We start from the raw sequence: 18905 nt of genomic DNA on the forward strand, positions 1-18905 counted from the left end.
CGAGAAGGCAGAGCGGGGTTATTCCTACTTCGTTTAAACGCAGCTCATGCTATGAGCCTGTTTTGCTCTCTCAATGAAGCCTTGCGCAGCTTCACTGAAAGGGCGTTTGAAGCTTTTCGGCCAGTTGGCTTTGTCTGCATAGAGCCGTTCGAGCGCAGCTCGCATGCCCGGGTCGCCTCCTGTAAAGAGGCTGACGAGTTGCTCGTGGCGTTCGATCAGTAAGCGTGCTTCTTCGCTGGCCGGGTCGACGTTGTTTTTCGCAGCGGCTTCGATCTCCGGGATCAGCTTTGCCCATCCGTCTTCGCCCTCAATACGAATTTCCGACTTGCGTGCCCTGAGTACGGCCTGTTGCTCGGGTGTGAAGTATTGCAACATCCACGATTTGTCCTGTTCCATCTGAATCACCTCGATGATGTGTTGCAAGGCATTCCAGTCGGCCTCTCCAGATTGGGCGAAGAGCTTCTGCGCGCGATCAACCGCGCGGAGAGCGCGATCGAGTGTTCGGCGCTTCCGCTCCAGTGCCTCGCGCTGGAGCCGCAAGGTTTCGCCCAGATCCGATGACGGTCCGCTGAGGATCGCCTTGATTTCGTTCAGAGAGCAACCGATGAATTTGAGCGTCGCGATCTGCTGCAAACGGATGAGTTCGCGCTTACCGTAGAGGCGATAGCCGGATGCCGTGCGACCGCTCGGGCTGAGCAGGCCCAAGCGGTCATAGTGGTGCAGCGTGCGCACGGTAACGCCGGTGCGTCGAGCGAACTCCTGAATCTGCATGGAGCCGATGCTGTGGTCCATAAGGTGTCCCTCTACGAAGATATTCAGGCGTGACGTTGCGTCAGGGTCAAGCACGTCCTGACAATTTAGACTAATAAAAATGCCACATGTACTTGTTACCGGCGGGTCCGGCTTTTTTGGCGGCGTCCTTAAGCGCAGATTGCTTGGCGAAGGTTTCACCTGCGTGAACTTCGATCTTCTTCCTGATGCGGAGCGTTTGCCTGGACTCGAAAGCATCCAGGGTGATCTGCGGGATACTGCGCTTCTCGCAAAAGTTTTTCAGGAGCAGCGCTTCGATGCTGTGATTCATTGCGCGGCGATGCTGGCCCACGGAAAGATCGAGCGCGACACGCTCTGGACCTCGAACGTCGATGGAACTATAAATCTGGCGAAGGAATGTCGCGAGAACGGCGTTCCTAAGATGGTGTTCATCTCTACGAACTGTCTGTGGGCGAGTAACCTCGGGCATCCGGTTACGGAGGCTGAGACGCCGAATCCTATTGAGATTTACGGGCAATCGAAGCTCGCCGCGGAAAAGGCGCTGGCGAAGTACACCGGCGATCTAGATATTGTCATGCTGCGCTGCCCAACCATTATCGACAGTGGACGACTGGGATTGCTCGCGATCCTCTTTGAGTTCATGAATGACGGCAACACGATCTGGGTTGTGGGTAAAGGCGACAACCGCTACCAATTCATCTACGCGCAGGACTTGGCGTCTGCATGCATTCGGGCGCTTGATTTCAAGGGTTCGGATATCTTTCATGTCGGCTCGGATCAGGTGAAGACTCTGCGTGAGGTGTATGAGGCGGTGATTCGCAATGCGGGAAGCAAGTCACGGGTGCGATCGCTGCCGAAAGAGCCGACTCTTGCGGCGATGAAGCTGGCGCACAAGCTGAGAATTTCCCCGTTGGGACCGTATCACTACCAGATGATTGCGGAGGACTTTCTTTTCGACACTACGAAGGCGCAGACGCTTCTGGGATGGAAGCCGACGCTGACGAATGAGGAGATGCTGACCCGCGCCTACAAATACTATGCGGAAAGGAAAGATGAGATTTATGCGCGCACAGACGCTTCGGCACACTCGAAGCCGGCATCGATGGGCGCGATCCGAATTTTGAAATGGCTGTCATAGAAACGAATCCAAACCACGAAATTTCCCACGAGCGCCGCATCGACTGGCGCTCGCCCTGGACGATGTTCTGGGTTGGCCTCCTGGTGCGGGTCCTGTACATCACGATTGCACGCAGTTATCACTTCCGTGCCTTTGCGGATCACTTCGAGTTTGGCTGGGAGATGGGGCGCATCGCGCGCGCGCTGGCGCTCGGGCGCGGTTACGCTGATCCCTTTGTCGACAACACCGGCCCTACGGCGTGGAACCCTCCGCTCTATCCGTTGATTCTCGCGGGAGTGTTCAAGCTTTTCGGTGCCTACACGACGCTTTCCGGTTGGGTCATTCTCTCGATCAACAGTGTTTTTTCGGCGGCGACGATTCCCGCGATTTATGAAATTGCCCGGCGTTGCTATGGGCGGGAGCGTAACGGCGCGAGCGTTGCACAGTGGTCAGGATGGCTGTGGGCGCTGTATCCAGCTGCCATGCAGTATGCGGTGCGCTGGGTGTGGGAGATGACGCTCACGACGCTGCTCTTCGCGTGGGTGCTGGTGATTGCCCTCCGCATGCGTGGCGTGGATGGAGATGCCAGGAACACTTTGAAGTACTGGCTTCTGTTTGGATTACTGTGGGGCGGAGTCGCGCTTTCGAATCCGTCGCCCCTGTTGTTCCTACCGGTTTGCGGACTGTGGATTTTATTTGGGTCGAAGGACAGAGTTGCCGCATTCAGGGGAGCAGTTCTGGCAGCTGTTGTTTTCTTTTCGTGTCTGACGCCGTGGGCTATCCGCAATTGGCGCGTTTTTCACGCCTTCATTCCGATCCGGGGAAACCTGGGAGCTGAACTGTATGCCGGCAACGGTCCAGGTTCAACGGGTTTCCCATGGGGCGGCACGCTGCCAATTGTCGATGGCGGGCCGAGGATCGCCGAGTATCGGAGCATGGGAGAAGTGCGTTTCGTAAAGATGCGTGACGAGATGGCGAAGGCCTATATCCGCTCGCATCCGGCGCATTTTGTGAAGATCAGCCTGAAGCGAGTCTATTTTTACTGGATCGGGGTGCCGCATCCTGATCAGGCGCACCCGGCTGGGGAATATGTCCGCGAGATTAATTTTTCCTTCCTGACCTTTTCGGGCCTGCTGGGTGCATGGCTTTCGTGGCGGAGACGCATTCCTGCAACCGGATTGTTTCTTTGGGCATTTCTGCTGCTGCCAATCAGCTATTACTTCGTCACTCCCGGTGCGCGGTTCCGGCATCCGCTCGAGCCCTTGATTGCGATTCTGAGCGTATATCTGTTTCAGGCGGCAGAAAAGAGCTGGCGGGTACGATGGTTTGCGCGCTCGTGAGCCCGCTGCATCGTTCAACGTGCGTAGGTGTAGGTCCCGCAAAGGTGCGATGAATTCGAGATCGCATCGAGGGTGAAGACCGGTGCCTTTTCTCCAGAGAAAAATGCGAGGTTCAGCGAATTCCCTTCAACGTACGTTGCCAGCCATTGCGTGTCTTCGGCCCCGCAGAGAGTGTTCTTGTGCATAAACTTTCTTGTGGCGGGGATGTTCAGTTTGTAGAGATGGCCCTTGTGGCCGGAGTTGCTGTCAGCGTCGAAGACGGAGCTTACCTCTCCCGGTTCGAGATCGCGCGCGCGGACGATGGGGAAAGTGTAAAAGTTGATGGCTATCTTGGCGTCAGAGAATCCAACATCGCCTGTAACTGTCTGCGCTGACGAACCGGCAGCCCGCCAATATCCTAATTCCTGTGCCGTGACTGCGGCGCAACAGGCCAGCATCCATCCCGCGATCACGCAGAGTCGTCCTTCCAGCTTCATCCTTTAAGAATGACATTCGCAGAGACTCTGAGCAAACTGCCGGGCTGCTGGCGGAATCTAGTTTGGCGTAGCGGGGAATCTTTCGGCGGAGCGAGCCCGTGCCTTCGCGGCTTCTTCTTCGCGGTTCTTGGGGAGCGCCGTGGTTTCAAGCGCGTGAAGGAGACGGGCTGAGGCAGAGGCTACCTCCTCGATGGCGGCGTCGAAGGCTGCTTCGTTCGCCTTCGATGGCTTGTTGAAGCCGCTGATCTTGCGAACGAACTGCAGCGAGGCGGCGCGAATCTCTTCGTCGCTGACGGGCGGGTCGAAGTTGAAGAGGTTTTTGATGTTCCGGCACATGGGCTGAGAACCCTCTCTTTTGAGTGTGACCGAAGGCTCGGCGGCGGGTCAATCTCTTCAAGAGGCTTTAGAACTGTCTTTGAGAAGCCTGAGCCGGACAAGGCTTTCGGCAGTCGCGACGAGAGCGTCTTCTCTGGAACGCGGTGTCCAGCCCAGCATACGCACAGCTTTTGCGTTGGTGGCGTTCTTCACTTTGCCGAGTTCTGGGAGGATCAACTTGATTGCCGGGTCCCTCAGCGAAGCGAGACGCAAAAGCCAGTTCGGGAGTTCCTTGGTGGGCGCTCTTCTCGCTGGCTCGCCCATCCGGTCTTTGAGAACCTCGGCCATCTCGCGAATCCACATGAAGTCGCCCGCGGTGGCAAGGAAGCGTTCGCCTTTGGCGGCAGGGTGAGTCATGGCGAGAAGGTGCAGGCTGGCAACGTCGCGCACGTCAACAACGCCGAAGTTAAGCTTCGGGCAGCCGGGAAGCGCGCCGTCCATGAGGCGCTGGATCAAGAGAATGGACGCGGAATAATCAGGGCCGAGAACAGGGCCAAAAACGCCCACCGGATTGACCGTTGAAAGCTCGAGGCGGCCGCCTTCTTTAGCGATGAAGTCCCAGGCGGCGCGCTCGGCCAAAGTCTTCGACTTCGTGTAGGCCATCAGGTCGTCCCCGTTGGGATCTGTCCAATCGGTCTCGTTGAACGGCCCGTTCCGTGGTTTTTGGCCGTAGCCGATGGCGGCGAAAGACGATGTCAGCACGACGCGCTTTACGCCGGTGTCACGAGCGGCGCGCAAAACGCGAAGAGTGCCCTCGCGCGCGGGGATGATGATCTCGTTCTCGTTCTTTGGCAGGCTTGGCGGAAGGGGCGAGGCGACGTGCAGCACGAAGTCGCAACCGGCGACCGCTTCCGGCCAGCCTGCTTCGGCGGTAAGATCGGCGGCGAAGAAGGACAGGCGATCGCCGGGATTAGAGCCGCCGACTTTTAGCATTGCGCGTACCTCTAACTCGCGCTTGAGCGAGCGCACGGTTGTGCGGACGTGATAGCCCACTTCGAGGAGATGCAGGATGCAATGGGCGCCGATGAAGCCTGATCCGCCGGTGACGAGTACCAGTTCGTTGCTCATGTCGATGTTTTGATGAAGGGCCTCTCAAGCGTGATGCTGATATTTCAGGGGCGAGCATTCGTTCTGGTCTGCTGTATCCTTCCGCTATGTCGACCAGCAAGACTCTTGCATCTGTTCTGCTCCTCTGCCTCCCTCTCGCGCTTTTCGCACAGGAAGCGATTCCCAGCGATACCGGCACGGTTGCGGCGAAATCGGCGTGGCTCGAGCTGACGCCTGAACAGAAGACCGAAGTCATGCGCTTCGCGGAACCTTACAAGGACTATCTGCGCCACGCCAAGTCCGCTGCGCTTTCCGCAGCCACGTTGGCGGCACTCGCGCAACAGAGCGGCTTCACTCCATTTACTTCGCCCTCGCAGGTCAAGTCCGGCGCCCGGCTCATCATCAACAATCGCGATCGAGCCATTGCATTCGTCGTCATTGGGTCCGACCCGATCGAAACCGGCTCGCGCGTCATTGCGGCGCATGAAGATTCGCCGCATATCAATCTCAAGTCTCGTCCGGTGATACAAGCGCCCGGTTCAGTCGCGCTCTTCAAAACTACACTCTATGGCGGACTCAAGAAATATCAGTGGTCGAATCTTCCTCTGGCGCTCGTTGGCCGCATCGATACGGTGGACGGGCGGCATCTTCAGGTGAACATCGGTTTCGCGCCCGGAGATCCCGTCTTCGTGATTGCTGACAGCGCACCGCACTCCGACAGCCAGTTGCGGACCCGGACCTACACGCAGGTGCTTGGAGGCGAAGAAATGAATCCCGTCGCCGGTTCTATTCCCGGCGATCACTCCACCGTTGCGCAGCAGGTGATGGAGACGCTGCGGCAGCGCTTCAACATCCACGACGAGGATCTGGTTTCTGCCGAACTCGAACTGGTGCCGGCCACACAGCCAGCCGATGTGGGTCTTGACCTCGGACTGACCGGATCATGGGGTCAAGATGACAAGCTCTCTTCCTATGTCGCCAGTCGCGCCATTCTTGACCTGAAGGGCACACCGCGTAAGACCGCTCTGGCTTACATTACGAACTTCGAAGAAGTGGGATCGCCGAACAATACCGGCGCGGGGTCGCAGTTTCTGGATACGCTGTTCACTGAACTCGTCGACGCGCAGAAGCCCCCGGCCACGGATCTGGCTGTTCGCAACGCTCTGCGCAACGCGGACGTTCTTTCAGCCGATTGCAACGATGGAGTGAACCCGCTCTTCCCGCAGAATTCAGAGGCGTCAAATGCTGCGGTTGTGGGCTATGGCGTAGCGATCAAAAGATATGGTGCAGGTTTCGACCCAAACTCGGAATTCACCGCGCGGATTCTTCGCGTACTTGACCAGAACCACATCGCATGGCAGACGCAGACGCCGAGAGTTGAGGTGGGCGGCGGAGGCACGATTGGCGGCTTTCTTTCGCTGCGCAATATGGAGGTTCTCGACGTAGGGATTCCGCTTCTCTCAATGCATGCGCCGTATGAGATGTCGTCGAAGGTGGATTTATGGAGCTTTTACCGCTTGATGTCGGCCTTTTATGCGATGGAGTAAGGCTTTCGATTGAGAGATCGGGCGCTCAGGAAAAGCTCCCAAGTAATTGACCCCAACCCCGATAACAAGTACACTAATTAAGTTTGGCGATCCTGCCCGTTGCTCTTTAGCGGTGCACTCGGCTCACTGAAGTCTTTGGTTTGAGCATTTGCGCCCCAGGCAAGCATGTATCTGCCCAGCTTTCATAAGTTTACGCGACCCGGAACATGGGCGCTGGAGGTTCTATGTACGCGGTGATCCGCACTGGTGGTAAGCAGTATCGTGTCGCTCCGGGCGACGTGGTGAAGATTGAGAAGGCAGCCGCAGACGAAAACGGCACGGTTGAGTTCAGTGATGTGCTGGCCGTTTCCGGCGATGCCGGTTCGGTTGCGAAACCGGGTTCGGCCAAGGTGATTGCCACGGTCCTCGGCGAGGGACGCGGCGACAAGATCCTGGTCTTCCACTACAAGCGGAAGAAGCAGTACAAGAAGTTGCAAGGACACCGTCAGGCTTTCACCGAAGTTCGCATCAACGAGATTCAGGTCGACGGCGCGACCTACAGCGCGCAGAAGTAAGCTGTGCGGCAAATTTTTAGAAGCCGGTCAGGCCGGCGCAAGGATTAAGAAATGGCACATAAAAAAGGCGGCGGAAGTTCTAATAACGGACGCGACTCTAACGCGCAGCGGCTGGGCGTAAAGGCTTTTGGCGGCGAGTTGGTCACCGGCGGATCGATCATCGTCCGGCAGCGCGGCACGCGTCTGAAACCCGGCCTCAACGTCGGCCGCGGCAGCGACGACACACTCTTTGCCAAGATCACCGGCAAGGTAAAGTTTGTCGACCGCGGGCGCATGGGCCGCTTTGTAGCGGTTGAACCGGTAGCAGCTGAGTAAGCTCGTTTCGCTTAATTGGAAAAGGCTGGAGCATCGTGCTCCGGCCTTTTTCCGTTGATCGGCAATTACGAACTGCATCCAGGTGAATGCCTGTGGGTGGGATGTGTCGTAAAGGCAAGAAAAGAGCCTCGAAGCTTTTTCGAAGCTCTTTTCGTTTCCAAAACTCTTCGCTAACCGGTAAGCGAGTTCTTCGCGAGTACGCGGTCGACCACGCTTTCGACGTTTTGCAGGAAGCCACTCTGGGGAGCAGGTTTCGGAGCGTTCGGCCCGAGCTCGTGGGCTAGATCGTTCCAGAGAAGCGCGGACGATGAAACCGACGTGGCGGTCGGCTGTTCGAGATGTTCGTGGAAGCCCAGGAAAGCAACCCAAGTAAGCAGAGCCACAACAGTCACGATTCCAGATATCTGCACAGCCCAGTTTCCGATACTGGAGAAATGGAAAGCGTTCACCATCAGATCCGTGGCCGAGAGCAGGATGAGCCCAACGCAGATGCCGAAGACCCGATTGCGATAGGAAAGTCCAAGTGCGTGAATTGAGACGACAAGGAACGCTAGCAGGCAGAGCGCCAGTACGCTGAAGCAGACCGCGATTTCCGTGAAGATCGCAGCCAAGTGGTCGTGTATGGAACTGGCCGAGGCAAGCGTTACGACGGATGAAAGTGAAAGAACCAAGGACACGACTGCTGCCCACCGGAAACCCGCCAGCCCGAGATGCCTGAGTCCGGGAAGCGGCGCCATCATGTTGATGAAGATCTCCTGGAGCGCGAAGAACAATGCGACGCAGCCAGCCAAGTAGGTTATCCAGTGAGTATAGAAATAGGTGGAATGCAGTAGCGGGCTGTCTGATATATGGGCGCGCGACAGTCCCAACATGATGAGTGTGCTGGCCATGCGGATGCCCAGGAAGGCTCCGAACGCGGACAAAGCAGCGTGTTTTCTTACACGCATGAAGGCCAGGAACGCCGCCGCCCAGAGACAGGGGTCAGCGTAAGTGAGCATGCTCGAGATGGGAGCTAACGCCATGCTGTATTCCAAGCCAATGTAATTGACGATAGACCGTATGCCCGGGGGGAACAAGACTGACTTTCTACTAAGTAGTAACCTTGAAAAAGTTACTAAAGCTCGTATTGTCTGACGGATAGAAGCAAAAGCGAGCAACTGTCTACGACGCCAAGTCGGAGCTGAATGTTGCTTCTCACGTGCTCAAAGAATGGCGTTAAATGGCGTACCAACAACATTTTATTGCCGGTAAGATGGCGCGATTTCCCCTACCACTTCAAGCTTGATACATAGCTTGAAATTGCGGTATTCCCGCTAGTAATCCATCCAGTTGAGCAAGCTTGTACGAAGCCGTTGACGGCGGTATAGGCGTCGATTTGTAGCCGTGTTTTCCACCCATCCCCAACCGCAAAAAAAGCCCGCTCCGCGTGCTATAATTAAGGAATAATCGAGGCAAAAACCTCTTCGCTTTCAATCTGTTAGTCCAATTCCAGCCGGTCCGGCTGTGAGGCGATCGAAGGCTTTGCCTTGCCGGAGTTTCATGTCCACCAAAGAGCTTTCCGTTTCAACAGTTTCCCCCGACGAACTTGAACTTGCTTCCGTAAAACAGAATGGCCAGAAGAAGATGAACGGTCAGGACGGCGCTTATACAAGCGACAATATCAAGGTGCTTGAGGGCCTTGAGGCGGTGCGCCTGCGTCCGGCAATGTATATCGGCTCGACGGGTGAGATGGGACTGCACCACCTGGTCTATGAGGTGGTCGATAACTCGGTTGATGAAGCCCTGGCTGGGTATGCGAAGAAGATCGAGGTAGTGATTCACGTTGATAACTCAATAACGGTCATTGATGATGGCCGTGGCATTCCTGTAGATGAAAAGACTCTCGACAACGGCGAGAAGATGCCTGCCGTGCAAGTTGTTCTAACCAAGCTGCACGCGGGTGGTAAGTTCGATTCCTCGACCTACAAAGTATCGGGTGGTCTGCATGGTGTGGGCGTATCGTGCGTCAACGCGCTGAGCGAAGAGTTCGATGTAGAGATCTGGCGCGACAATCACACATATGAGCAGGATTACGAGCGCGGTCATCCGGTCTCAAAGCTGCGACAGACGGGGACATCAAAGAAGCGCGGGACCAAAGTTCACTTTCTGCCCGACAAGACGATTTTTACCGTCACGGAATACAACTACGACACGCTGGCGCAGCGTCTGCGCGAACTCGCCTTCTTGAACAAGGGCCTTGAGATCACGCTTACCGACGAGCGCACTACCGATCCGAAAACGGGAGAGGCCAAGCGCGCGGAGTTTCGATATGCCGGCGGCATTGCCGAGTTCATCAAGCACATCAACCGGGGCAAGCAGATTCTGCATGACAAGCCGATTGTGATGGAAGCCGAGCGCGACGGCGTCGACATGGAAATTGCGCTCCAGTACAACGACGGCTACTCAGACACGGTCTTTACCTTTGCGAACAACATCAACACGGTCGACGGCGGCTCGCATCTCTCCGGCTTCAAGACGGCGCTGACGCGCACGATCAATGCGATCGGTCAGCAGATGGGCCTCTTCAAGGACGTAAAGGAAAACCTCTCCGGCGACGACGTGCGCGAGGGACTGGTTGCCGTCATCAGCGTGAAGCTGCCGCAGCCGCAATTTGAAGGCCAGACCAAGGGTAAGCTCAATTCAGACATTGCCGGAACCGTCCAGGCGCTCGTCAACGAAAAGCTTGGCATGTTTCTCGAACAGAATCCGCCGGTCGCTCGCAAGATCATCAACAAGGCAATCGATGCGGCCCGCGCACGTGAAGCTGCGCGAAAGGCACGCGATCTGACGCGGCGCAAGGGCGCGCTCGACGGTGGTGGACTGCCGGGCAAACTCGCCGATTGCAGTGAGCGCCAGCCGGAACGCTGTGAGCTTTATCTGGTCGAGGGCGAATCAGCAGGGGGAACAGCCAAGCAGGGGCGCGACCGCCGCTTCCAGGCGATTCTGCCGCTCAAGGGCAAGATTCTCAACGTTGAGAAGGCCCGCTACGACAAAATGCTGGGGCACGAAGAAATCCGCGCCATGATCACGGCGCTGGGCACTGGCATTGGCAAGGAAGACTTCGATCCAGCGAAGCTGCGTTACGGCAAGATCATTCTGATGACCGACGCGGACGTCGACGGTTCGCACATTCGCACGCTGCTGCTGACCTTCTTCTTCCGCCACATGCAGGAGCTGATCAAGCGCAATCACGTGTACATCGCTCAGCCACCTCTCTATCGCATCAAGAAGGGCAAGTTTGAGCAGTACATCAAGGATGACCGCGAGTTCGTGAAGGTGATGGTCAAGCGCGCGTCCGATGGCATGATTGTTCGTCATGGCGAGAATGCTACGAAGCTTGAGGGCCCTGCGCTCACCAAGTTCATGGGGCAGCTGAACGAGTATCTCGGCTTCTTCGACAAGGTGAACAAGCGCCTGCGCAATGACGAAGTTACCGGCTTGTTCGCGAAGCTTTTTGCGCATGAAGGCAAGGAGCCAGCGAAGCGCACTGACTTCGAGGGCGACGCATCAACCGTCCCAGCCAAACTCACGGAGTTCTACAACGAACTCAAGAAGATCGAGAAAAACTATCAGTTCAAGGGTCTGGATAAGCCGGTGCACGACGAAGAGCATCAGACCTGGTCGCTCATTTTCCACGACGCGCAAGGCGCGGAACGGAAGATTGACTGGACCTTTGCATCGGCGCCCGAGACGCGGCAGATGCTTGCGAAATATTCACAAATCAAGGACCTGCTTGAACCGCCGTTCCTGATCGAATATGCGTCGAAGGCCGCGACTGCCGCTGAGCCGGATCCCGAAGAAACCGAAGGCGAGACCACGGGCGAGATCGAAGCCGGCAAGCCGGCGCCAAAGCGCATTGGCCGCGCCTCGCATGAACCGGTCGAAAAGCAGACGCCACACGAGCTATTCGAATACGTCATCGAACAGGGTCGGCGCGAATACCAGGTGCAGCGTTACAAAGGTCTTGGCGAAATGACAGCAGCGCAGCTGTGGGAGACAACCATGGATCCCGAGCACCGCACGCTGCTTACCGTCAAGCTTGAGGACATTGCCGAGACGGAAACGATTTTCACTACGTTGATGGGTGAAGACGTTGAGGCTCGCCGCAAGTTCATCGAAGACAATGCGCTGGATGTAAAGAACCTGGATATTTGATCTTCATTCTTTGTTTAGGCACGGCGGCTCCTCGCAGCAACTGCTTCGTGTCTGCCCATGCCGCCAATCCTTACATCAGCACCTTCAGCAACAGTTTCAGAACATCCTTGAGCGGCATAACGGTCAGCAGTAGAGGAGTCATCGGAAGAAGGCTCGCAACCACGAGATGGATGATGGTACGCGGGTCAAGCGGTATGGGCTTCATCTTCTCTACCACGCTAAAACTGTTGCCGAGATCCGCCAGCGACTGAATGTCCCCCGTTCCCAGCAGTGGCTCGTTCTCAGGATTCTGGTGCTCAATCCATTTCTTGTGGAACAAGCCCGTGTAGGTCGTCGCCAGCGTCCCATATTGATGAAGCCCGATGCGCTTTGTTCTGAGCAAGGTTCCAGTAAAGAGAACAAGCGGACCTAACACGATGAGCAAAGCAACGACTACATATGTGGCAATCGCCGGGGCGAAGTTCACCAGCGGTGTCTTGCCATACACAACGTCCCTCGCGAGGACGCCCGTAGATCCGACCGAGAATGCGAAGAGAATAATTCCGTAAAAGCGCTGGGCGTCGCCCACAAAGCCTAACCCTCCGGCCTGATCCGGATGAGTTGCAAAAAGCTGGATGTCGAGCCTGCGAACACGGGCGAGAAACTGAAACCAGAGGAAGAGTCGCCAGAGCCATCGAAAGCAGAGGAATTGGTAAAGAGGCACGCTGATTCCGACCAGCCACATGCCTGCCCATGTAACCGACTCGCCGCCATCTGTGCTCGTTGCGTACCAACTGGAGACATTCACTGCGGTCTCTCGAAAGGCGACGATAGAAAAAAACCAGGCCAGAACCAGAATCACAATTTCCGCTACGATCGAATCGCGCGCCCGCAGAGTGCGATCGACAATGTTGTTGAATCGATCGAAGTCCTTTTCGATCACAACCCCGGAACTGACAAAATGCGAAGCGGCTCCCGCCACGCGCGGGCCAACCACGCCCTCGGCCAGAAGGAGCAGGGGAACGGCAAGAAGAAAGCGGGTGTGGGCGCTGAAATCGTCTACAAAGGAAATGGGCACGGAATGCCCAAAGGCTCTCCCCTGGATCACCGACAAAATCAACAGTGGAAGCCATGTGATGATGGCGCTCAGGAGGGCTCTTCTTTTCAAGAGAGGAGCATTTTGTTTAACGAGTCCCACGCGTCTTTGAATATTGAACAGCGGGCCGCCCTCCATGAGCAGAAAAGGGCGAGAAGTCAGATTCGTATTTTGATTCACGATCCCTCCGGCGAACTACACGCACTACGCTGCCCCGAGCACTAAAACAGCATTCAGGGCGGAACGTAGAATACTGTACCTCTGTGGTGAACACAGGGCGAACGTTTTCCTAAGGGGAGCGGGCAGAAGGGTTTCTAACTTCTGTCCGGGACAGCAATCCGATTTCAAGGTCTGCAATTCATTGCACACTCACCCTTTCCCGAAAGATCGCAAACAGTTGCGACTGGTCTTCAACACCGCCGGTACGGGCGCGTTCCCGGCCTTTGCAAAAAATTAGCTTGTTTCCTCTGCAGGAAAAAGTGCACAATTTCCCACGCCGGACCAGCATGGAGAGAGTCCCGGCCTTGAACTACCCCAGAGTTCACGAGGATAACTTTGCGGGTTTCAACTCGGGACCAGGTTTAGGCTTGCCCGATGGAGCAGAACCTGCGCACGAGAGGAAACTATGCGTGTTCGCCACACCTTCGTTCTGATCATGCTGGCTTTGATCATGAGCGCTGTTTCTGCCACAGCGCAGTCTGGTTATAGTTACACGACAATCGACTATCCCGCAGCCTTCAATACGGGAGTGTTTGGCATTAACAAGAGCGGGCAGACGTCAGGCACGTACTTCGGCAATGACGGAGTGGCGCACGCGTTCATCTGTACATCGGGGAAATTCACCAGCCTCGATTTTCCGAAAGCCAGTCGCACCTTCGGTTTCGGCATCAACGAGGCTGCGTGGATTGTCGGGTACTACATCGATCCGGACAACAAGATTCATGGTTTTTTGCACGATGCGGAGAATTTTAGTGCGTTGAACTATCCCAACGCGGTGGCCACCCGCGCATACGGACTGAATGCGTCGGGGCAGATCGTAGGTTCTTATCAGGACGAAAAAAATGTTACCCATGGGTATCTGAATCAAGGGGGTAAGTTCACTTCGATCGATTATCCCAACGCAGCCCGGACAGAGGCATTTGGCATCAACAATGCGGGTGTGATCGTCGGGAACTACTCCGATGATAGTGGAACGATCCACGGATTTGTGGACAAGGCCGGTGTGCTCACCAGTTTTGATTTCCCTGGAGCTCAGCGCACGAACCCATACGGCGTCAACGAGTCAGGCCAGATTGTTGGCAGCTTCAGCGATCACAACAAGAATCATGGATTCATCAATAGCGGGAACGTTCACATCAACTACCCGGGAGCGCTTTCTACCTTCGGCTTCGCGTTCAATGATTCGGCGGAGGTTGTTGGTCAATACGTGGACGAGGACAGCGTGGACCACGGATTTCTGGCGGTGAAAGGAAAAGAGCAGGCACCCCAGATCAGCCTGCGACTGGACCCGGACAACATTACGTCCGGGGTCGGAGCGTTCAAGCTAACTGTGCGTGGAATCGGCTTTGTTCCGGGATCAATTCTGCAATGGAACGGCATGCCGCGGTCTACGATGTTTCAGGATAGCTCCCACCTGATCGCGAACATTGAGGCTACTGATGTTGCCACTCCCAATGTTGCTTCCTTAGTTGTTGTAAACCCGGGGCCAAACGGCTCCAAGTCGAATGCAGTTGCCTTCGTTGTCCACACGGGCCCTACGCCTTAGTTGAGATCTGAGCCCGGCCCGCAGACCCTGCCGCCGTGACTGACGATTATACTTTTCTCGATGACGGGTGAGATTTCACGGCGAGGATTTGTTCAGGGATGTGCGGGAGTAGCCGTCGCGTCCCTTCTGCGGGGAAATGCATTGGCTGCTGTCGATCTTGCGCACGATTCCAATCGTCCGCAATTTCATCTGCTGCCTGCGGCCAACTGGATGAACGATCCAAACGGACCGATCTTCTGGAAGGGCAAGTATCACATGTTCTTCCAGTACAACCCGCACGCCGCCATGTGGGGAGACATGCACTGGGCGCACTCGATGAGCCCGGACATGGTTCACTGGCAGCATCTGCCGATGGCGTTGGCTCCGACCAAGGGAGGGCCGGATGAGGAGGGTTGTTTCAGCGGAAGCGCTGTCGTCCTCAACGGTGTGCCCACTTTTCTCTACACGGGAGTCAAGAGTGTCAGCGCAAACGAGGCTACGCTAAGCGATGGACATCACAATTTCCGCGAGACGCAGTGCCTGGCGACTTCAAGCGATGCGGACCTGAGGACATGGCAGAAGCTACCACAACCGGTTTTGCCTTCGCCCCCGGCGGGGATGAAGATCACAGGCTTTCGTGACCCTTGTCTTTGGCAGGAAGATGATGCCTGGTACATGGGCATCGGCTCCGGTATTCGTAACCAGGGTGGTTGCGTATTGCTTTACCGATCGGCTGATTTGCGGCGGTGGGAATATCTGCATCCGCTGGTGAGCGGTGAATGGAACGGCAAGGCGGCCGGCGATCCAGTAGACAGCGGAGAGATGTGGGAGTGCCCGGATTTCTTTCGACTGGGTCAAAAGCATGTGCTGCTCTATTCGACCGAGCGCAAGGTCTTTTGGATGGCGGGCGAGTATGACGCGATGGAGCATCGCTTTACTTCGCAACAAAAAGGTGTACTCGATTACGGCCCGCGTGCCTACTACGCTCCGAAGACCATGCTGGATAAGAATGGAAACCGCATTCTGTGGGGCTGGATTCCGGAGACGCGGCCAGAAGCGGAGTATTCGCGCGCGGGCTGGGCGGGGATGATGTCTCTGCCTCGCGTCCTGACGCTTGATGCAAATGGTCAGCTGGAGATGAAGGTGCTGCCCCGCGTTCAGGATTTGCGCAGCGGCGACCCTGTGCAGCCTCAGAGCGGCGAGGATCGCACCGTGTGGCCACTGCTGGACCTGAGCGCCGAAGCGGAGTTGTGGGTGCAGCCGTTGCGTGGGCCCGTTCATTTGACGATCGGAACCGAGGCCACGCCAGCGGTTCATTTCCATCTCGACGCGACGCATGGCACGCTTACATACAACGCGCAGACGGTTGGAACAGTTCTGCCTCAGGGACAGATGCGGGTGTCCCTGTATCTGGACGGCTCAGTTCTCGAACTCTTTGTGAATGACAAGCTTGCTCACACGAGCCGTCTCTACGATCTTGACCGCGAACACACGATGCTGACGATCACCGATCCCGGCAGCGCCGTCTCCGATGCATTTCTGTGGCGAATACAGCCTATCTCATCCAATCGGCTGACAACTTGAATTCACCAGCCTCACGAAATGCTCTTGTCTGTGAGGCTCGGTCGGTATACTTCCCTTTCGCGATCTTTTTTGGAGGCTACCGTCCACTATGGCTTTGGACCGTCGGGCTTTTTTGTCTACCTGCAGCCGATTTGGCTTGGCATCTACGCTTTTCCCCGGCGCTTTATACACGCTGGCCGCACAGGAGAAGACCGGTTCGGATGAGAAGACGAAGATCACGCCGGAGATGATCCATGCGGCTGCGGCGCTTGCTGGCGTGACGATCACCGCCGAGCAGAAGCAGATGATGCTCGACGGATTGAACCAGCAGCACGAAGCCTACGATGCGATTCGCAAACTGCATCTGCCGAACAGCGTGCCTCCGGCTTACATCTTCGATCCGTTGCCGCCAGGTGCAAAAGTCAACGCAGAAAGACACGAGCCGCGCTACAGCACGGCGCCCGCAATGGGCACATTGCCTGCCAATCTGGAAGAGCTTGCCTTTGCGTCAGTTGTAGATCTCGGCGACCTGGTGCGGAGGAAAAAGGTATCGTCGACGAACCTGACGGAAATGTATATTGCGCGAATCAAACGCTACGATCCGACGCTGCATTTCGTCGTCACGATCACGGAAGAGCGGGCGCTGGCGAAGGCGAAAGAGGCGGATGCAGAAATTGCGGCGGGGAAATATCGTGGACCATTGCATGGGCTGCCGTGGGGTGCCAAGGATCTGCTTGCGGTGAAAGGCTATCCCACGACATGGGGCGCAGGTGGATTTGAGAAGCAGAGTTTCGATGAGGATGCGACGGTCGTCAAGCGACTGGATGCCGCAGGCGCAGTCCTGATTGCGAAGACGACGCTTGGCGCGCTGGCTCTGGGCGACAAGTGGTTTGGAGGGCGCACGCGCAATCCGTGGAATCCGAAACAGGGATCGAGCGGTTCGTCGGCGGGATCGGCATCGGCAACGGCGGCCGGGTGCGTCGCGTTCGCCATTGGCTCAGAAACGCTGGGATCGATCTCCTCGCCGTCGACACGCTGCGGCACGACGGGGTTGCGGCCCACGTTCGGGTTTGTTCCGCGCACGGGCGCAATGGCGTTGAGTTGGACGATGGACAAGCTCGGTCCGATTTGCCGCGCTGTGGAGGACTGCGCGATTGTGATGCAGGCGATCTACGGCCCGGATGGCGAAGATCTGTCCACACGCGATGCAGCGTTCAACTGGAACGCGGAGCTGCATTGGAAGTCGCTACGCGTCGGGTATCTCCACAAGGAATTTGCGCCGGAAAAGGAGCAGCCGCACGAAGAGAAGCAAACAGCTTCCCTGACCGAGCAGGAAAAGAAGAAGGCGGAACATCGCCGGCAAGCTGCTGCTGCGGCCCGGGCGCGACGCGACTACGACCGCAAGTATGATCTTGCTGCGCTGGACAAGCTGCGCAGCATGGGCGTGAATTTGGTTCCGCTAGAGTTGCCCGATCTTCCTTACGGTGCGATGACTCCCTTATTGGAAGCGGAGGCCGCTGCCGCTTTCGATAATCTGACGATGACGGGGCGCGACAAACTACTGACTGAGCAGAGCGAAGACGACTGGCCGAATATTTTTCGTACCGCCCGCTTTTATCCTGCAGTGGAGTACGTCCAGGCCAACCGCGCGCGCTCGCTGGCGATTCGCGAGGTGTCGAGGCTATTCGAGAATGTGGACGTAATTGTTACTTCGACGAACAGTGAGCAGTTGGTAGCTACGAATCTTACCGGGCATCCTGCAGTCATTCTGCCGAATGGCATTCGCGGAGATGACGCGCCGGTGCCGCCGAAGGTAGACACGGGAGAAGACGATTCGATTGGCGGACCGGGAACTCCTGTGAGCATTACGTTTCTCAGCGGCCACTACGACGATGCAAAACTGTGTTCTTTTGCGAAGGCATATCAGGATGCGACGGGATTTGAGAAAGAGCACCCCAAGCTTTAATGCAGGAATGACCTATGCCTCTTGTTGAAGTTGAGCATCTCTCGAAGAGCTATTCACGACACAGTGGTTTGCGCGCCGAACATGCGCTTGTGGTGGATGACGTTTCGTTCGACATTCATCGCGGAGAGACGCTGGGGCTGGTCGGTGAATCAGGTTCCGGCAAGAGCACGATAGCTCGCATGGTACTTGGCCTGATTGAGTCAACTTCGGGCAGTGTGACCTTCGACGGACAGCGGGTAAACGGCGCTCCACAAAGCAGGTTGCGCGCGATGCGGCGGCGTGTTCAGCCTGTCTTTCAGGACCCGTTTGCAGCGCTGAATCCGCGGATGCGTGTAGCCGAGATCATTGCTGAGCCACTGGTGATTCATGGCGCATCACCTCGGAAAGAACTTCGACCAAGATGCGTGGAGTTGTTGCGGGCCGTGGGGTTGGATGAATCGGTACTCGCTCGATATCCGCATGAGTTTTCCGGAGGGCAGCGTCAGAGGATCAATATTGCTCGAGCGCTTGCGCTGCCGCCCGAGTTGCTCGTGCTCGATGAGCCGGTTTCGGCGCTGGATGTGAGTGTCGGCGCGCAGATTGTGAATCTGCTGCGCGATCTGCAGCGGGAGTTTCAGCTTACATATCTCTTCATCTCGCATTCGATGCCGCTGGTGCGCTATCTGTCAACCAATATTGCGGTACTGCGACGCGGCCGGCTGGTTGAATTCGGCACGCGCGATGCGATCTGCGACGCTCCGCAGCAGGACTATACCAAGGCGCTGATCCAGGCAACTCCGGAGCTGCGAATGGCATAGCGACCTGCCGGCTCTTAACAGAAT

The 18905-nt window shown here is 56.7% G+C and carries 16 protein-coding genes; 10 read left to right on the forward strand and 6 right to left on the reverse strand.

The genetic code is table 11. From position 1 onward, the window contains the following. Window positions 1-33: 33 nt before the first annotated feature. Window positions 34-792 carry a MerR family transcriptional regulator gene (locus tag H7849_RS18075; protein WP_186741293.1) on the reverse strand — a complete coding sequence of 253 codons (759 nt, stop codon included), beginning with the start codon at window positions 790-792 and terminating at the stop codon, window positions 34-36. Between the two features lie 79 nt (window positions 793-871). Between H7849_RS18075 and H7849_RS18080 the strand changes: the two genes are divergently transcribed. Further along, complete coding sequence (locus H7849_RS18080) at window positions 872-1909, forward strand: NAD-dependent epimerase/dehydratase family protein (RefSeq protein WP_186741294.1); 1038 nt, start codon at window positions 872-874, stop codon at window positions 1907-1909. Beyond that, entirely contained in the window at window positions 1897-3228 is a 1332-nt protein-coding gene (locus tag H7849_RS18085; RefSeq protein ID WP_251106342.1) for a glycosyltransferase family 39 protein, read from the forward strand. Before H7849_RS18080 ends, H7849_RS18085 begins: the two co-directional genes overlap by 13 nt. A 14-nt stretch (window positions 3229-3242) precedes the next feature. Here the strand turns inward: H7849_RS18085 and H7849_RS18090 are convergent, their stop codons facing one another. From H7849_RS18090 to H7849_RS18100, 3 genes are read right to left on the reverse strand one after another with little or no spacing between them, the layout of a single operon-like run. Then, window positions 3243-3704 (reverse strand): hypothetical protein, encoded by a 462-nt coding sequence (locus H7849_RS18090; RefSeq protein WP_251106343.1) that lies wholly within the window; start codon window positions 3702-3704, stop codon window positions 3243-3245. 57 nt (window positions 3705-3761) lie between these two features. Next, on the reverse strand, window positions 3762-4040 hold the full coding sequence (locus H7849_RS18095) for a DUF2277 domain-containing protein (RefSeq protein ID WP_186741296.1): 279 nt from the start codon (window positions 4038-4040) through the stop codon (window positions 3762-3764). A gap of 57 nt (window positions 4041-4097) precedes the next feature. Further along, window positions 4098-5147: an SDR family oxidoreductase gene (locus H7849_RS18100; protein WP_186741297.1), complete on the reverse strand. Its 1050-nt coding sequence runs from the start codon at window positions 5145-5147 to the stop codon at window positions 4098-4100. 86 nt (window positions 5148-5233) lie between these two features. Between H7849_RS18100 and H7849_RS18105 the strand changes: the two genes are divergently transcribed. The 3 genes from H7849_RS18105 to rpmA all read left to right on the forward strand — a co-directional run bounded on the left by H7849_RS18105 (window position 5234) and on the right by rpmA (window position 7542). After that, window positions 5234-6673 carry a zinc-binding metallopeptidase family protein gene (locus H7849_RS18105; RefSeq protein WP_186741299.1) on the forward strand — a complete coding sequence of 480 codons (1440 nt, stop codon included), beginning with the start codon at window positions 5234-5236 and terminating at the stop codon, window positions 6671-6673. Window positions 6674-6897: 224 nt separating this feature from the next. Further along, window positions 6898-7227, forward strand: coding sequence for a 50S ribosomal protein L21 (rplU, locus tag H7849_RS18110; protein ID WP_186741301.1), 330 nt, complete (start codon window positions 6898-6900; stop codon window positions 7225-7227). A 51-nt stretch (window positions 7228-7278) separates the two neighbouring features. After that, window positions 7279-7542, forward strand: a complete 264-nt coding sequence (gene rpmA / locus H7849_RS18115) for a 50S ribosomal protein L27 (protein ID WP_186741302.1) — start codon at window positions 7279-7281, stop codon at window positions 7540-7542. A 170-nt stretch (window positions 7543-7712) separates the two neighbouring features. Here rpmA and H7849_RS18120 read toward each other — a convergent pair whose 3' ends face one another. After that, window positions 7713-8564, reverse strand: coding sequence for a hypothetical protein (locus tag H7849_RS18120; protein ID WP_186741304.1), 852 nt, complete (start codon window positions 8562-8564; stop codon window positions 7713-7715). Window positions 8565-9081: 517 nt separating this feature from the next. Between H7849_RS18120 and gyrB the strand changes: the two genes are divergently transcribed. Further along, complete coding sequence (gene gyrB / locus H7849_RS18125; RefSeq protein WP_186741306.1) at window positions 9082-11736, forward strand: DNA topoisomerase (ATP-hydrolyzing) subunit B; 2655 nt, start codon at window positions 9082-9084, stop codon at window positions 11734-11736. A 70-nt stretch (window positions 11737-11806) separates the two neighbouring features. On the opposite strand, the gene H7849_RS18130 is transcribed toward gyrB, so the two are convergent. After that, complete coding sequence (locus tag H7849_RS18130) at window positions 11807-12883, reverse strand: hypothetical protein (protein ID WP_186741308.1); 1077 nt, start codon at window positions 12881-12883, stop codon at window positions 11807-11809. Window positions 12884-13436: 553 nt separating this feature from the next. Between H7849_RS18130 and H7849_RS18135 the strand changes: the two genes are divergently transcribed. The 4 genes from H7849_RS18135 to H7849_RS18150 all read left to right on the forward strand — a co-directional run bounded on the left by H7849_RS18135 (window position 13437) and on the right by H7849_RS18150 (window position 18881). After that, window positions 13437-14576 (forward strand): choice-of-anchor Z repeating domain-containing protein, encoded by a 1140-nt coding sequence (locus tag H7849_RS18135; RefSeq protein ID WP_186741310.1) that lies wholly within the window; start codon window positions 13437-13439, stop codon window positions 14574-14576. Window positions 14577-14636: 60 nt separating this feature from the next. After that, window positions 14637-16139, forward strand: coding sequence for a glycoside hydrolase family 32 protein (locus H7849_RS18140; protein WP_186741312.1), 1503 nt, complete (start codon window positions 14637-14639; stop codon window positions 16137-16139). Window positions 16140-16275: 136 nt separating this feature from the next. Further along, a complete protein-coding gene (locus tag H7849_RS18145; protein ID WP_349627431.1) occupies window positions 16276-18084 on the forward strand; it encodes an amidase in 1809 nt (602 codons plus the stop codon). A 14-nt stretch (window positions 18085-18098) separates the two neighbouring features. After that, a complete protein-coding gene (locus tag H7849_RS18150; protein ID WP_186741316.1) occupies window positions 18099-18881 on the forward strand; it encodes an ATP-binding cassette domain-containing protein in 783 nt (260 codons plus the stop codon). Window positions 18882-18905 lie beyond the last annotated feature (24 nt).

It is taken from the genome of Alloacidobacterium dinghuense (assembly GCF_014274465.1).
Classification (GTDB): domain Bacteria; phylum Acidobacteriota; class Terriglobia; order Terriglobales; family Acidobacteriaceae; genus Alloacidobacterium; species Alloacidobacterium dinghuense.

Bases quoted from the DNA above. Each gene is read 5' to 3' on its own strand.
- H7849_RS18095 (WP_186741296.1), bottom strand. From the start codon at position 4,040: ATGTGCCGGAACATCAAAAACCTCTTCAACTTCGACCCGCCCGTCAGC.
- rpmA (WP_186741302.1), top strand. From the start codon at position 7,279: ATGGCACATAAAAAAGGCGGCGGAAGTTCTAATAACGGACGCGACTCT.
- H7849_RS18135 (WP_186741310.1), top strand. From the start codon at position 13,437: ATGCGTGTTCGCCACACCTTCGTTCTGATCATGCTGGCTTTGATCATG.
- H7849_RS18080 (WP_186741294.1), top strand. From the start codon at position 872: ATGCCACATGTACTTGTTACCGGCGGGTCCGGCTTTTTTGGCGGCGTC.
- H7849_RS18100 (WP_186741297.1), bottom strand. From the start codon at position 5,147: ATGAGCAACGAACTGGTACTCGTCACCGGCGGATCAGGCTTCATCGGC.
- H7849_RS18120 (WP_186741304.1), bottom strand. From the start codon at position 8,564: ATGGCGTTAGCTCCCATCTCGAGCATGCTCACTTACGCTGACCCCTGT.
- gyrB (WP_186741306.1), top strand. From the start codon at position 9,082: ATGTCCACCAAAGAGCTTTCCGTTTCAACAGTTTCCCCCGACGAACTT.
- H7849_RS18140 (WP_186741312.1), top strand. From the start codon at position 14,637: ATGACGGGTGAGATTTCACGGCGAGGATTTGTTCAGGGATGTGCGGGA.
- H7849_RS18105 (WP_186741299.1), top strand. From the start codon at position 5,234: ATGTCGACCAGCAAGACTCTTGCATCTGTTCTGCTCCTCTGCCTCCCT.
- H7849_RS18085 (WP_251106342.1), top strand. From the start codon at position 1,897: ATGGCTGTCATAGAAACGAATCCAAACCACGAAATTTCCCACGAGCGC.
- rplU (WP_186741301.1), top strand. From the start codon at position 6,898: ATGTACGCGGTGATCCGCACTGGTGGTAAGCAGTATCGTGTCGCTCCG.
- H7849_RS18075 (WP_186741293.1), bottom strand. From the start codon at position 792: ATGGACCACAGCATCGGCTCCATGCAGATTCAGGAGTTCGCTCGACGC.
- H7849_RS18150 (WP_186741316.1), top strand. From the start codon at position 18,099: ATGCCTCTTGTTGAAGTTGAGCATCTCTCGAAGAGCTATTCACGACAC.
- H7849_RS18090 (WP_251106343.1), bottom strand. From the start codon at position 3,704: ATGAAGCTGGAAGGACGACTCTGCGTGATCGCGGGATGGATGCTGGCC.